Origin of the sequence: Citricoccus sp. I39-566 (assembly GCF_031432995.1) — a bacterium.
In the GTDB taxonomy this organism is placed as follows: domain Bacteria; phylum Actinomycetota; class Actinomycetes; order Actinomycetales; family Micrococcaceae; genus Citricoccus; species Citricoccus nitrophenolicus_A.
This window is the reverse complement of sequence record NZ_CP133842.1, coordinates 1,458,825-1,472,037: the sequence shown is the minus strand read 5'-3', so window position 1 is coordinate 1,472,037 and position 13,213 is coordinate 1,458,825. Positions and strand designations below refer to the sequence as shown.

Sequence of the window (13,213 nt, the reverse complement as noted above, 5' to 3'; positions counted from 1 at the left end):
GGTCCGGAGGCCTGCACGGTCCGGCGCCCCGCGGGGCCCGGTCCGTGTTCGCCGCTTCCCGGTGGTGGTCCACCTGCGCCAGTCGCGGCCTGCGCCCCATCGTAGCGCGGCGCCGGAGGGGCAGGGCCCCGCCGTGCGGATACGCTTCACGTGTGGTGACCTCCGCTGATTCCGTCCCGCCCCTGACCTCCTCCCCCGTCCTGGCCGTCGTGGTGATCGGCGCCGGACAGGCCGGGCTGAGCGCCGCCGGTCAGCTGCTGCGCAAGCGGCTGCGCCCGCACGAGGACTTCATGGTCCTGGACGCCAACGACGGACCCGGCGGCGCCTGGCGGCACCGCTGGGACGCGCTGACCTTCGACGCGGCCCACGGCATCCACGACCTGCCCGGGATGCCGCTGGGCTCCCCGGACCCGGCCGAGCCCGCCAGCCGCGTGGTCGCCCGGTACTACGGGTCCTACGAGCGGGAGCTCGGCCTGCCGGTGGTCCGGCCGGTGAAGGTCGGATCCGTGGAGCACCACCTGGGCGAGGCGGACGACCACGGGGAGACCGGGTACTTCACGGTCACCGCCGCCGACGGCCGCACCTGGCGGGCCCGCACCGTCATCAACGCCACCGGCACGTGGGACAGCCCGTACATCCCCTACTACCCGGGGATCGCCGAGTTCACCGGCCGCCAGCTGCACACCCGCGGCTTCACCGCCGCCGCCGATTTCTCGGGGCAGCGGGTCCTGGTGGTCGGCGGCGGGACCTCCGCCCTGCAGTTCCTGCTCCAGCTCCACGAGGCCGGGGCCCGGACCGTGTGGAGCACCCGCCGCGCGCCGGACTGGACGGACCGCTTCTTCGACGCCTCCTGGGGCGTGGACGTGGAGACCTCCGTCTCCGCCCGCACCACCATGGGCCTGCCCCCGCTCTCGGTGGTGGCGGCCACCGGCCTGCCCGTCACCGAGCAGTACCTCTCCGGCCTCGCCTCCGGCGTGCTGATCAGCCGCGGCCCGCTGCGCCGGATCACGCCCACCGGCGTGGTCCTGGACGGACCCGGGCCCGACGGCGGCGCGGTCCCCTCCCAGGGACCGGTCGCGGACGCGCTGCTGGCACCCGGCGCGGCGGCGGCCGGTGGCCTGGACCGGGTCCCGGCCCTGACGGGGCGGGCCTGCACGGTGGTGTCCACGGAGGATCCACTGACCACGTGGGAGACCGAGGTGGACACCATCCTGTGGGCCACCGGGTTCCGCGCGTCCATGGACCATCTGGCCCCGCTGCACGTCCGCGAGCGCGGCGGCGGCGTGGTGATGCTCCCGGACGGGGTGTCCGTGGCCAAGCGACCGGGACTCTTCCTGGTGGGCTACGGCGCCTCCGCGTCCACCATCGGCGCCACCCGGGCCGGCCGGCGGGCTGCGGTCGAGGCCGCCGCCGCGGCGACCTCACGGTGACCCCATTTATGAGTTACTCAGAATATGCCATACTGGGGCCATGACCCAGAGCACCCCGCACGGAACCGCGCCGTTGGCGTGGGCCGCCCGCATGCGGTCGGCGGGATTGCGGGTCACCAAGCAGCGGCTGGCCGTCCTGGCCGCCCTGCACGAGACCCCGCACGCCACCGCGGACGAGGTCCTGGCGCACGTGCGGCAGTCCCTGCCGGGGATCACGGTGCAGTCCGTCTACACGGTGCTGCACTCCCTGACAGGCGCCGGGCTGCTGCGCCAGCTGGACCTGGCCAACTCCCCCGCCCGCTATGAGACCCGCGTGGCGGACAACCACCACCACGCCGTCTGCACGGGTTGCGGCCGGATCGAGGACGTGGCCTGCGCCGTGGGTCACGCCCCCTGCCTGCACCCCTCCGAGACGCACGGGATGACCATCCAGGTGGCCGACGTCGTCTACCAGGGCCTGTGCGCGGACTGCGCCGCACCGTCCGCCGTCGAGGCCCTCACCCCAGACCCCCGGGACGCCCGCCAGGGCTGACCGGTATCCCCACCACCCGACCGACCCAACCACCCCTTGAAGGAGAACGTGATGACGGAGACCACGCCGCACAGCACCGGTTCCACCACCCAGGCCGGCATCCCCGCCGTCAGCGACCGCAACTCGCTGACCGTGGGCAACAACGGCCCCATCGTCCTGCACGACCACCACCTGGTGGAGACCCTGCAGCACTTCAACCGGATGAACGTCCCCGAGCGCCGTCCGCACGCCAAGGGCTCCGGCGCCTACGGCACGTTCGAGGTCACCGAGGACATCTCCCGGTACACCAAGGCCGACTTCCTGCAGCCGGGCAAGAAGACCGAGATGCTGGCCCGCTTCTCCACCGTGGCCGGCGAGCTCGGCTCCCCGGACACGTGGCGTGACGTGCGCGGCTTCGCCCTGAAGTTCTACACCGAGGAGGGCAACTTCGACCTCGTCGGCAACAACACCCCGGTGTTCTTCGTGCGCGACCCCATGAAGTTCCCGCACTTCATCCGCTCCCAGAAGCGCCTGCCGGACTCCGGCCTGCGGGACGGCACCATGCAGTGGGACTTCTGGACCCAGAACCCGGAGTCCGCCCACCAGGTCACCTACGTGATGGGCCAGCGCGGCCTGCCGAAGACCTGGCGCCACATGAACGGCTACTCCTCCCACACGTACTCCCTGGTCAACGAGGCCGGCGAGCGCTTCTGGGTCAAGTGGTCCTTCCAGACCAACCAGGGCATGGACTACCTCACGAACGAGGAGGCCGAGCGGCAGGCCGGCGCCAACGCGGACCTCCACCGCCAGGACCTCTTCGAGGCCATCAAGCGCGGCGAGAACCCCTCCTGGGACGCCTACCTCCAGGTCATGCCGTACGAGGACGCCAAGACCTACCGCTTCAACCCCTTCGACCTGACCAAGGTCTGGCCGAAGAAGGACTACCCGCGCATCAAGGTCGGCACCATGACCCTGAACCGCAACCCGGAGAACTTCTTCGCCGAGATCGAGCAGTCGGCGTTCTCCCCGGCCAACATGGTCCCGGGCACCGGCAACTCCCCGGACAAGATGCTGCTGGGCCGCAACTTCGCCTACGCGGACGCCCAGCGCTACCGCATCGGCACCAACTTCCAGCAGCTGCCGGTCAACAAGCCGATCAACCCGGTGCACACCTACAATTTCGAGGGCAACATGTGGTACGAGCACACCGGTGCCCGCAGCTACTACGCCCCGAACTCCTTCGGCGACTCCTGGTCGGACCAGACCGGGCCGGTGGACAACGGCTGGGAGGCCGACGGCGAGCTCGTCCGCAGCTCCTACGACCTGCACGCCGAGGACGACGACTTCGGCCAGCCCGGCACCCTCATCCGCGAGGTGTTCTCCGACGCCCAGCGCGACGAGTTCGTGCAGACCGTGGCCGGCGCCCTCGACGGCGTGCAGGAGCCGGTCCTCTCCAACGCCTTCCAGTACTGGAAGAACGTGGACGCCACCGTGGGCCAGCGCATCGAGGACGCCGTGCGCGCCAACCTGGATGACACGACCGTCCCGGGCATGGGCGTCGACCGCGACCGGTAGGACCCGGTAGGCCTGCCCCACCGCAGGCGACCGTCACGACTGAGGGCCCCGCCCCTGCGATCAGCAGGAGCGGGGCCCTCAGATCAGGTGATGCAACTCACTATCTCGATAGGTATGCTGTCCTTATGAGCCCAAGCACTCCCGCCACCACGCCAGCCGTCTCCCCCTCCGCCTCAGGCACGCCCTCCCCGTCCCAGGGCGAGCCCATGGTGCTGACCCTCTCCTGCCGCAACGGCCGGGGCATCGTGCACGCCGTCTCCGGGGCTCTGCTGTCCGTGCAGGGTGACATCACGGAGTCCAAGCAGTTCGACTCCCCGGACACGGGCACCTTCTTCATGCGCGTGGAATTCACCACCCCGGAGCCCCTGACGGCGGTGGAGGCCGCCCTGGCCCCGGTCAAGGAGGAGTTCGCCATGGACATGGGACTCTGGGAGGCCTCCCGCAAGACGCGCACCCTCGTGATGTGCTCCAAGGACGGCCGCACCCTGAACGACCTGCTCTTCCAGCAGCGCGCCGGCACCCTGGCCGTCGAGATCCCCGTGATCGTCTCCAACCACCTGGAGCTGCAGCCGATGGCGTTCTTCTACGGCATCCCCTTCGTCCACATCCCGGTGGGCAAGGACGCCCAGGGCGCGTCCACCAAGGCCGAGGCCGAGGCCAAGCTGCTCGACCTCGTCAGGGAGTACGACATCGAGCTGGTCGTGCTCGCCCGCTACATGCAGATCCTCTCGGACGACCTGTGCCGCCGCCTCGAGGGGCGGGCGATCAACATCCACCACTCCTTCCTGCCGTCCTTCAAGGGCGCCAAGCCCTACCACCAGGCCCACGAACGCGGGGTCAAGCTGATCGGCGCCACCGCCCACTACGTCACGGGGGACCTGGACGAGGGGCCGATCATCGAGCAGACCGTCCAGCGCGTCACCCACGCCCAGAGCGCCCGCGAGTTCGTGATCCGCGGCCGCGAGGTCGAGGGCTCCACCCTGTCCCGCGCGGTGAAGTGGCACGCGGAACACCGGGTGCTGCTGGACGGCAAGCGCACCGTCGTCTTCGACTGAACGCCCTCTGCGTCGCACGAAGTGGCCATGCCCGCCCCGGGGCTGGCCACTTCGTGCGACCTGGATCACGGTGGTGCCACGTAGGCTGGGCCCATGGCACACCTGATCACGATCGCCGGCGCCACGCCCTCCGCCCCTGAGTCCGCCTTCCTGGCCCCCACGGCCACGCTCTCCGGAGACGTGGCCCTGGGTGAGCAGTCCTCCGCCTTCTACGGGGTCTCCGCGCGGGGGGACTCCGCCCCGATCCGCGTGGGAGACCGCACCAACCTGCAGGACAACGTGGTGCTGCACGCGGACGCGGGCTTCCCCTGCACCCTCGGCCACGACATCTCCGTGGGCCACGCCGCCGTGGTCCACGGGGCCACCGTGGAGGACGGCTGCCTGATCGGGATGTCCGCCACCGTCATGAACGGCGCCGTCATCGGCACCCAGTCCCTCGTGGCCGCCGGCGCCCTGGTGCTGGAGGGCACCGTGGTCCCACCGCGCTCTCTCGTGGCCGGGGTCCCCGCGAAGGTCCGCCGCGAACTCACGGAGGACGAGCTCGCCGCCCTCGCGAAGAACTCGGCCACCTACGTCCGGCTCGCCGCGGCGCACCGCGAGGCGAACACCTGAGGCGACCGGCCGTCGTCGCCCGCTCTCTCCCCTTCGCCGGGGAGACGAGGGTCAGGCGTCCTTGGCGGCCGCCAGCTCGATCTCCCGCTCGCGTTCCTCCGTGGCCATCCGCGTCAGCTCGGCGCCGGCCTCGGCGTCCCGGGTGAGGTTCTGCCCGGACTCCGGATCGAAGATATGCACGCGCGAGGTGTCCACCCAGAGCTCCGTGGGCCGGCCCGGCCGTACCCGGGACTCCGCGGACAGGGTGGTCACCACCTGTGGCCGCAGTTCGTCGGCATCCATCTCCGCCGCGAGGTCGGAGAGCAGCCGGCGGACCTTCTCGTCCGGCTCGAACTCGATGTAGCCGTACTGCTCGTGCCCCAGCCACTCCAGGTGGGACAGCTCGGCCGTGAACACGGACCCCTTGGACATCTTGGACTCGTCCACCAGTGCGGCGTCCTCGAAGAACTCCGGCCGCAGGCCGATCATCACCAGCTCCCGGCCCTGCGCCACCGCAGCCTTCTCCGCGGAGATGGGGATGTCCCCGATCGGGGAGGACAGCACCGCACCCCCCGCGCCACCGCCCGAGTCCTTGAGCGTGGCCGGCAGGAAGTTCATGGACGGGGAGCCGATGAAGCCGGCCACGAACAGGTTGACGGGCTGCTCGTAGAGCTCCCGCGGGCTGGCCACCTGCTGGAGGATGCCCTTCTTCAGCACGGCCACCCGGTCCCCCAGGGTCATGGCCTCGGTCTGGTCGTGCGTCACGTAGACGCTGGTGATCCCGAGTCGGCGCTGCAGCTGGGAGATCTCGGAGCGCATCTGCCCGCGGAGCTTGGCGTCCAGGTTGGACAGCGGCTCGTCGAACAGGAAGGCGTCCGCCTCACGCACGATCGCCCGGCCCATCGCCACCCGCTGGCGCTGGCCGCCGGAGAGGTTGGCGGGCTTGCGCTCGAGGTGCTCGGTCAGCTCGAGCATGGCCGCGGCCTTCTGCACCCTCTCGTCCACGGTCCCCCCGCCGACGCCTCCACCGCCGCCGCCGTTCTTGTCCTTGGCCAGGCGCAGCGGGAAGGCGATGTTCTCGTACACGGTCAGGTGCGGGTACAGGGCGTAGTTCTGGAACACCATGGCCAGGTTGCGGTCCTTGGGGGCGGCCTCGTTCATCCGGGTTCCGTCGATCTGCAGTTCCCCGGAGGTGATGTCCTCCAGCCCCACGATCATCCGCAACAGGGTGGACTTGCCGCAGCCCGAGGGGCCCACCAGGATGACGAACTCACCGTCGGCGATGTCCAGGGACACGTTGTTCACGGCCGGGAAGCCGTCGTCGTACTTCTTGACGATGTTGTTCAGGGTGATGGAGGCCATCGGTGCTCCCTTTCCTTCGTGCCTGCATGAGGGGGTTGGTGATGGGTGCCGGGCGGGCTGGTGCGGTGCGCCTCAGCCCTTGACGGCGCCCGAGGTCAGTCCGGCCACGATCTGCTTCTGGAAGGCCATGACCAGCAGCACCACCGGGATCGTGACGATGATGGCCGCGGCCGAGATGGCCCCGGTGGGCGATTCGAACTGGGAGGCGCCGGAGAAGAACGCCAGGGCGGCCGGCACCGGTCTGGCGGCCTCGGTGGAGGTCAGCGAGATGCCGTAGACGAAGTCATTCCAGGCGATGAAGAAGGCGATGATCGCGGTGGTGAAGACCCCGGGCAGGGCCAGGGGGACGATCGCCTTGCGGAACGCCTGCAGCGGCGTGGCGCCGTCCACCTGCGCGGCCTGCTCCAGCTCCCAGGGGATCTGCTTGAAGAACGCCGTCAGCGTCCAGATGGAGATCGGCAGCGTCAGGGACAGGTACGGGATGATCAACCCGGGCCAGGTGTCATACAGCCCCAGGGTCCGCCACATGTTGAACAGCGGGGTGACGAGGGAGATCACGGGGAACATGGACACCATGAGGGAGACGGTGAGCACGAGCCGCTTGCCCGGGAAGTCCAGCCGCGCGATCGCGTAGGCGCACAGGGTGGCCAGCACCACGGCGATCGCGGTGGCGATGACGGAGATGCCGATGGAGTTCCACAGGGCCGTCAGGAACAGCTCCCGGGAGTCCCCCACGAGGATCTCCTCGTAGTTGATGGTGGACCACGACGTCGGCAGGAAACTCCCGCTGGACAGGTCACCGGGGGTCTTGAAGCTCGTCGCCAGGATCGAGGCCACCGGGAACAGGCACCACACGGCCACGACGACGGTGATCACCCACCAGCCGATGGACGTGTTCCGCTTCGCCCGGCGGGCCGTCCGCTGGCCCTCGGCCTCCTCGGCTGTCAGGGCGGTGTCCGTGCTCATTTGCGTCCTCCCTTGGATCCGGCCAGGTCCACGTTGAACACCTTGACCGCCACGAAGGCGATCAGGGCCACGCACAGGAACAGCACCACGGAGATGGCCGAGCCGAGGCCGATCTCCAGCCGCCCGATGGAGGTCCGGTAGGCCAGCAGCGACAACACCTCCGTGCCGTAGGCGCCGTTGGTCATGATGAAGATCGAGTCGAACACCCGGAATGCGTCCAGGGCCCGGAACAGGACGGCCACCATGATGGCGGCCTTCATGTTGGGCAGTACCACCTTGCCCAGACGCTGCCACCAGTTGGCCCCGTCCACGGCGGCCGCTTCGGAGAGGTCGTCCGGGACCTGCGCCAGTCCGGCGAGCAGCAGCAGGGAGATGAAGGGGGTGGTCTTCCAGATCTCGGAGAACATGATGACCACGAGCGAGGTCCCGCCCTGCGCGAACCAGTTCATCTCGTCGTTGAACCCGGGCACCCAGCTGAGCCAGTTGTTCACGTATCCGGAGTCGATCGAGAACATGTAGTACCAGGCGTAGGCCGAGACCACGGTGATGATCCCGTAGGGCACCAGGATGACGGTGCGGACCAGTCCGCGCGTGGACTTGATGGCCTTGTGCATGACCAGGGCCAGCAGGAAGCCCAGGATGAGCTCCACGAACACGGTCACCACGGTGATCAGGGCGGTGACGCCGAGGGCACTCCAGAACACCCCGTCCGTGAGGATGGTCCCGTAGTTCTGCAGGCCGATGAACTCCCGGTCCGCCGGGGCCGTGAGCCGGTAGCTGAACAGCGAGTCCCAGACCGCCTTCGCCACCGGGTAGAAGATGACGGCCACCATGATCACGAAGGCCGGGCCCGCGAGCCACCAACCGAGCCGGGCCTCGGCGCGCGCCCGCTCGGATCGCGGGGCCCGGCCTGCTTCCCTGCCTGTCGCCTTGCGGCGGCCTCGGGATCCCCCCGGCGGTGCGGAATCGCCGTCCGCGGCCTCCGGGCCGACCGCGGGGACGTTCGTCGGAATGGCGCTCACAGCAGCGACTCCCCTCGCAGGACTTCCATGATGAACTGGCCGGTCTCGGCCGGTGTGGTCTCCGGGTTGACGGCGCCCGGCGGGGTGAAGCGCTGCTGGATCGCCGTGGAGACCTCGTTGTAGTAGGGCGTCTGGGGCCTCGGTGCGGCCAGCTCGAGTGACTCGCGGATGGTGGGGGCCATCGGGAACTGTTCCTCCACGGCCGGGTCCTCGAAGGCGCTGGCGCTGGAGGGCGGGTTGCCGTTGGTCACGAAGTACTGGGTCTGGTGCTCCGGGGTGACGATGCACTCGATCGCCTCCCAGGCCAGGTCCGGGTGCTCGGACTGCGCCCCGACGCCCAGGTTGATGCCGCCCAGTGGCGGCGCCTGTTCCTGGTCTTCGAAGACCCGTGGGTACAGCGTCCAGCCGATGTCCTCGGGCAGGTCCTCCGGCAGGGAGCCGTCCTCCACGGCGGCGTTGGTGGCCGGCCAGACGAAGGGCCAGTTGACCATGAAGGAGCCGCTGTCCCCCTGGAAGAGCAGCATGGCCTCGTTCTCCTGCTGCGTGGCCAGGCCGGGCCCGCCGAGGCCCTCCTGACCGATGGTGGAGATGATCTCGGCCGCCTTGGTCCCGGCCTCCGAGTCGAGGCCCACCTGGACGTCCGCGGCGGAGGCCTCCGGGTTCTCGAGGATCTGCCCGCCGGCGGATTCCACGAGGGCGTTGAGCCACACGGTCATGGACTCTGCCCGGGCGCCCTGGACGCCCAACTCCTTGCCCTGGTCCCGGGCCACCTCGATCAGCTGGTCCCATGTGACGGGCCCGTCCATGTCCAGCCCGGCCTCCTCGGCCACGGACTTCCGGTACCACAGCAGCTGCGTGTTGGCCCAGAACGGGATCGTGACCAGGTTGCCCTTCCAGGTGGCGCCCGCCAGGGCCCCCTCGAGGGTGTCCTGCGTGGTGGAGGACGCCACCTCCTCCGGGACCGGCGCGAGGAATCCCGGCTCGGCGAGTTCGGGGATGAAGGGCGGGTCCAGGGACATGATGTCCATCGAGGTGTCCCCGGCGGCCAGCCGCCGGGTGAGCTGCTCCCGCTGGGAGGCGGCATCGTTGGGGAGCACGGAGGTCTCGAGGCGGTAGGAGCCGCCCGCCGCCTCGGTGCACTGCTGGGCGATCGTGGCCTGGCCGCCGTCGTCCGGGTTGGTGTACCAGGTGAGCACCGGGGTGTCCTCGGCGGGGCCGCAGCCGGCGAGGACCAGGGCCGCGGTGACCACCACCGCGGCGCCGGCGGCGCGCTGGGAGCGCCGCCGCGAGATTGCCGCCCTCGAGGGGTTGGCTCGGGAATCCGTCATCAGGTGCGTACCTCCGGTCCGTGTCCCAGCAGGTCCCGCCCGGGAACAGGCTGTGGGGCGGGTCACTGTGACGTGAGCATATTCCCGTTGCGGGTGTTTCCCAAGAGCTCCGGTCCGGCGGGTCGGATGCCCTACGCTTCATGCATGGGCACCGAGGTCGAGTCGAGCACCTATTCCCGTTCCGAACGGACGCGCTTTCGCGAACGCCTGGAGTCCTCCCTCCAGGACCTGAAGGCGTACCTGGCGGACCATCGGTTCCCGGGTGCGGGGCGGATCGGCCTGGAGCTGGAGCTGAACCTCGTGGACGGCGACTCGCAGCCGGCCCCGCTGAACCGCGAGGTGCTGGCGGCGATTGACAATCCGGCGTTCCAGACGGAGCTGGGCCGGTACAACATCGAGCTGAACCACCCCTCCCTGACCATCCGCGGCCGGGGACTGACCGAGCTCGAGGAGTCACTGAGGGCCGAGCTGGACCGCGCCGACGAGCGCGCCGTGCGGGCCGGGGCGCACCTGTATGCCGTGGGGATCCTGCCGACCATCGGCGGCGACGACCTGGCCGGGGAGGGCTGGATCAGCGAGGGCAATCGCTATGCCGCCCTGAACGCGGCCATCCTCGAGGCGCGCGGCGAGGACATCCTCATCGACATCGACGGGCCGGACCACCTCTCCTACTACGCCCGGGACATCGCCCCGGAGTCCACGTGCACGTCCATGCAGCTGCATCTGGAGGTCACGCGGGAGCAGTTCGGCCCGGTCTGGAACGCGGCCCAGGCCATCGCCGGGCCCCAGGTGGCGTTGGCGGCCAACTCGCCGATGTTTCTCGGCAGCCGGCTGTGGGCCGAGACCCGCATCCCCGTGTTCCAGCAGTCCACGGACACCCGCGGGCCCGAGCTGGCCCGCCAGGGCGTGCGCCCCCGCGTCTGGTTCGGTGAGCGGTGGATCGAGGGGATCGACGACCTGTTCGAGGAGAACATCGCCTTCTTCCCGGCCCTCCTGCCGGAGCTCTCCGGCGACGGCTCCAGCACGGCGGCCGGCGCCCCGAGGCTGTCCGAGCTGCTCCTGCACAACGGGACCGTCTACCGCTGGAACCGGCCCATCTACGATCCCGGCCGGGACGAGCAGCCGGGCGACGGCGGCAGCTCGCCGGCGCAGCCAGCCGTCCCGGCCAACCTCCGGGTGGAGAACCGGCTGCTGCCGGCCGGACCCACGGTGGTGGACATGGTGGCCAATGCCGCCTTCTTCTTCGGCCTGGTCAAGTACCTCGTGGAGACCGAGGAGAACCCCTGGGAGCGGATGTCCTTCGCGGTGGCCCGCACCAACTTCTACGAATGCGCCCGGCACGGACTGAACGCCTCCGTGTACTGGCCCGGCTACGGAGACCTGCCCGTCACCGAGCTGCTGGACCGGCACCTGCTGCCGGCCGCCCGCCACGGCCTGGAGCTGTTGGAGGTGGACAACGCGTCGGCCGAGCACTACCTGTCCGTGCTCACCGGGCGCACCCGGACCGGTCAGAACGGTTCCACCTGGATGACGCGCTCCCTGGCGCGCCTCGAGGAGTCCGGAATGCCCCGCGGCAAGGCCCTGGCCGCCCTGGTGGCGGACTACGGGGGGCACATGCGCGGTGGGGCGCCCGTGCACACCTGGCCGCTGCCGTGATGGACCCCGCCATCCACCGCGGGCAGCTTTCCCCCTCAGAGGTCTACCGCCGCTTCGCCCGGACCGAGGCCCACGGCAGCTCGAAGGTCTACGAGGACTGGGCCGAGAACATCGCCGAGGATCCAGCGGTGCTCGACCTGCTGGCCTCCCTGCCCCGGCCCAAGCGGCAGCCCAACCTGGTGTTCGCCGCCGCCCGGATCCACGGGGCCGAAGGATCCTACGCCTCGTTCCGCGGCACCCTCCTGGGTCGCTGGAACGCCATCCGTCCCACGATCCTGGCGCGGTCGACCCAGACGAACGAGGCCGCCCGGTGCGCCGTGCTGCTGCCCTTCCTGGCAGCACTGCCGCAGCCGCTCGCGCTCATCGAGGTGGGAGCCTCGGCCGGGCTCTGCCTGCTGCCGGACCGGTATTCGTACCGGTACACCGCGGGCCAGAACGCACCAAGGTACGACGCCGGCCCCCGCCTCGATCCCGCGGCCGGGCCTTCCGGGGTGGTCATCGAGTGCGGCACCGCGCCGGGGATCACCGTCCCCGACGCGCTGCCCCGAGTGGCGTGGCGGGCCGGGATCGACCTGGCTCCCGTGGACGTCCGGGACCCGGCGGCCACCGACTGGCTGGAGGCGCTCATCTGGCCGGAACACCACGAGCGCCGGGACCGACTGCGGGCGGCCCTGGACATCGCCCGCCGGGATCCGCCGCGCGTGGTGGCCGGCGACCTGAACCAGGCCCTCCCGGCCCTGGCGGCCGAGGCCCCGGCCGACGCCACCCTGGTGGTCTTCCACACCGCCGTGCTCGCCTACCTCGAGGCGGGGGCGCGCGCCGACTTCGTGGACCTCGTCCGGGGCCTGCCCGGGCACTGGATCAGCAACGAGGGACGCGGCGTGGTTCCCCTGCCCTCCCCCGGAGCCCGGCCGGCGGACACGGAGGGCGCAACCCAGGACGGCCGGTTCGTCGTCGCCGTGGACGGCGTCCCGCGGGCCCTGGCCGACCCCCATGGCCGGTGCGTGGTGGGCCTTCCCGCGAGTTGAAACCGGCGGCCCAGTCATCCTTCATCGACCATCTGCGCCGCCATACCCGGCCCTGATGGTCGACGGACCATGACTCCTCGCTCCCGCGCGGAGTGAGGATCCGACATGACCGAAGACACCCCCACCGCCGACCCCGCCTGGGAGCCGCCCCTCGCGGGCTCGGACGCCGAGCACCTCACCGGCACGCTCGAGCGACTGCGCGCCACGTTCCGCTGGAAGGCCGACGGCCTGACGGTGGACCAGCTGAGGGCCCGGCCGATCCCCAGCACAGCGCTCACGGTGGGCGGACTGCTCAAGCACCTGGCGGTCTGCGAGGACGACGTGTTCCAGTGGCGCATCTCCGGCCGCGCGCCCGTCACGTGGACCCTGGCCCCGGAGGGGGACGCGGAGCGCTGGCAGTTCTCGGTGGAGCCGGACGAGGGCGCCGCGGACGTCTACGCCCTGTGGTCGGCGGCCGTGGACCGGTCCCGCGATCGCCTGCGGGAGTTGATGGCGGGCGGCGGGCTGGACCAGCCGGGGCATCTGGAGTTCGAGGGATCCGTGCCGAGCGTGCGCCGGCACCTGCACGACCTCATCGAGGAGTACGGCCGGCACACCGGTCACCTGGACCTGTTGCGGGAGGCGATCGACGGCCGCGTGGGCGAGGACCCGCCCGCGGACTGGCCGATGCTGCCCTGATCGCCGCCCCC

General features: G+C 70.7%; 12 protein-coding genes. 8 read left to right on the top strand and 4 right to left on the bottom strand.

What is annotated here, in order from left to right; all coding sequences use genetic code 11:
• Window positions 1–155: 155 nt before the first annotated feature.
• From RE421_RS06825 to RE421_RS06805, 5 genes are all read left to right on the top strand, one after another.
• A complete protein-coding gene (locus RE421_RS06825; RefSeq protein ID WP_309816327.1) occupies window positions 156–1,430 on the top strand; it encodes an NAD(P)-binding domain-containing protein in 1,275 nt (424 codons plus the stop codon).
• Window positions 1,431–1,470: 40 nt separating this feature from the next.
• A complete protein-coding gene (locus RE421_RS06820) occupies window positions 1,471–1,962 on the top strand; it encodes a Fur family transcriptional regulator (protein WP_309816324.1) in 492 nt (163 codons plus the stop codon).
• A gap of 51 nt (window positions 1,963–2,013) precedes the next feature.
• On the top strand, window positions 2,014–3,516 hold the full coding sequence (locus RE421_RS06815) for a catalase (RefSeq protein WP_309816320.1): 1,503 nt from the start codon (window positions 2,014–2,016) through the stop codon (window positions 3,514–3,516).
• A gap of 206 nt (window positions 3,517–3,722) precedes the next feature.
• Window positions 3,723–4,571: a formyltetrahydrofolate deformylase gene (gene purU, locus RE421_RS06810; protein WP_309817141.1), complete on the top strand. Its 849-nt coding sequence runs from the start codon at window positions 3,723–3,725 to the stop codon at window positions 4,569–4,571.
• 93 nt (window positions 4,572–4,664) lie between these two features.
• A complete protein-coding gene (locus tag RE421_RS06805; RefSeq protein WP_309816318.1) occupies window positions 4,665–5,183 on the top strand; it encodes a gamma carbonic anhydrase family protein in 519 nt (172 codons plus the stop codon).
• A gap of 51 nt (window positions 5,184–5,234) precedes the next feature.
• On the opposite strand, the gene RE421_RS06800 is transcribed toward RE421_RS06805, so the two are convergent.
• From RE421_RS06800 to RE421_RS06785, 4 genes are all read right to left on the bottom strand, one after another.
• The gene (locus RE421_RS06800) at window positions 5,235–6,524 is read right to left on the bottom strand and encodes a sn-glycerol-3-phosphate ABC transporter ATP-binding protein UgpC (RefSeq protein WP_309816315.1); all 1,290 of its coding nucleotides are present in this window, start codon (window positions 6,522–6,524) and stop codon (window positions 5,235–5,237) included.
• 72 nt (window positions 6,525–6,596) lie between these two features.
• A complete protein-coding gene (locus RE421_RS06795; protein ID WP_309816311.1) occupies window positions 6,597–7,490 on the bottom strand; it encodes a carbohydrate ABC transporter permease in 894 nt (297 codons plus the stop codon).
• Window positions 7,487–8,512, bottom strand: coding sequence for a sugar ABC transporter permease (locus RE421_RS06790; protein WP_309816309.1), 1,026 nt, complete (start codon window positions 8,510–8,512; stop codon window positions 7,487–7,489). Before RE421_RS06790 ends, RE421_RS06795 begins: the two co-directional genes overlap by 4 nt.
• Complete coding sequence (locus tag RE421_RS06785) at window positions 8,509–9,840, bottom strand: extracellular solute-binding protein (protein WP_309816307.1); 1,332 nt, start codon at window positions 9,838–9,840, stop codon at window positions 8,509–8,511. Before RE421_RS06785 ends, RE421_RS06790 begins: the two co-directional genes overlap by 4 nt.
• 144 nt (window positions 9,841–9,984) lie before the next feature.
• On the opposite strand from RE421_RS06785, the gene RE421_RS06780 reads away from it, so the two are divergent.
• From RE421_RS06780 to RE421_RS06770, 3 genes are all read left to right on the top strand, one after another.
• Entirely contained in the window at window positions 9,985–11,496 is a 1,512-nt protein-coding gene (locus RE421_RS06780; protein WP_309816303.1) for a glutamate--cysteine ligase, read from the top strand.
• Window positions 11,496–12,524, top strand: coding sequence for a DUF2332 domain-containing protein (locus RE421_RS06775; RefSeq protein WP_309816296.1), 1,029 nt, complete (start codon window positions 11,496–11,498; stop codon window positions 12,522–12,524). Before RE421_RS06780 ends, RE421_RS06775 begins: the two co-directional genes overlap by 1 nt.
• 105 nt (window positions 12,525–12,629) lie before the next feature.
• Window positions 12,630–13,202, top strand: coding sequence for a DUF664 domain-containing protein (locus RE421_RS06770; protein WP_309816293.1), 573 nt, complete (start codon window positions 12,630–12,632; stop codon window positions 13,200–13,202).
• Window positions 13,203–13,213: the final 11 nt, after the last annotated feature.

Excerpts from the sequence above, each read along its gene's own strand:
- RE421_RS06770 (WP_309816293.1), top strand. The coding sequence starts at position 12,630 with ATGACCGAAGACACCCCCACCGCCGACCCCGCCTGGGAGCCGCCCCTC.
- RE421_RS06820 (WP_309816324.1), top strand. The coding sequence starts at position 1,471 with ATGACCCAGAGCACCCCGCACGGAACCGCGCCGTTGGCGTGGGCCGCC.
- purU (WP_309817141.1), top strand. The coding sequence starts at position 3,723 with ATGGTGCTGACCCTCTCCTGCCGCAACGGCCGGGGCATCGTGCACGCC.
- RE421_RS06815 (WP_309816320.1), top strand. The coding sequence starts at position 2,014 with ATGACGGAGACCACGCCGCACAGCACCGGTTCCACCACCCAGGCCGGC.
- RE421_RS06805 (WP_309816318.1), top strand. The coding sequence starts at position 4,665 with ATGGCACACCTGATCACGATCGCCGGCGCCACGCCCTCCGCCCCTGAG.
- RE421_RS06780 (WP_309816303.1), top strand. The coding sequence starts at position 9,985 with ATGGGCACCGAGGTCGAGTCGAGCACCTATTCCCGTTCCGAACGGACG.
- RE421_RS06775 (WP_309816296.1), top strand. The coding sequence starts at position 11,496 with ATGGACCCCGCCATCCACCGCGGGCAGCTTTCCCCCTCAGAGGTCTAC.
- RE421_RS06800 (WP_309816315.1), bottom strand. The coding sequence starts at position 6,524 with ATGGCCTCCATCACCCTGAACAACATCGTCAAGAAGTACGACGACGGC.
- RE421_RS06795 (WP_309816311.1), bottom strand. The coding sequence starts at position 7,490 with ATGAGCACGGACACCGCCCTGACAGCCGAGGAGGCCGAGGGCCAGCGG.
- RE421_RS06785 (WP_309816307.1), bottom strand. The coding sequence starts at position 9,840 with ATGACGGATTCCCGAGCCAACCCCTCGAGGGCGGCAATCTCGCGGCGG.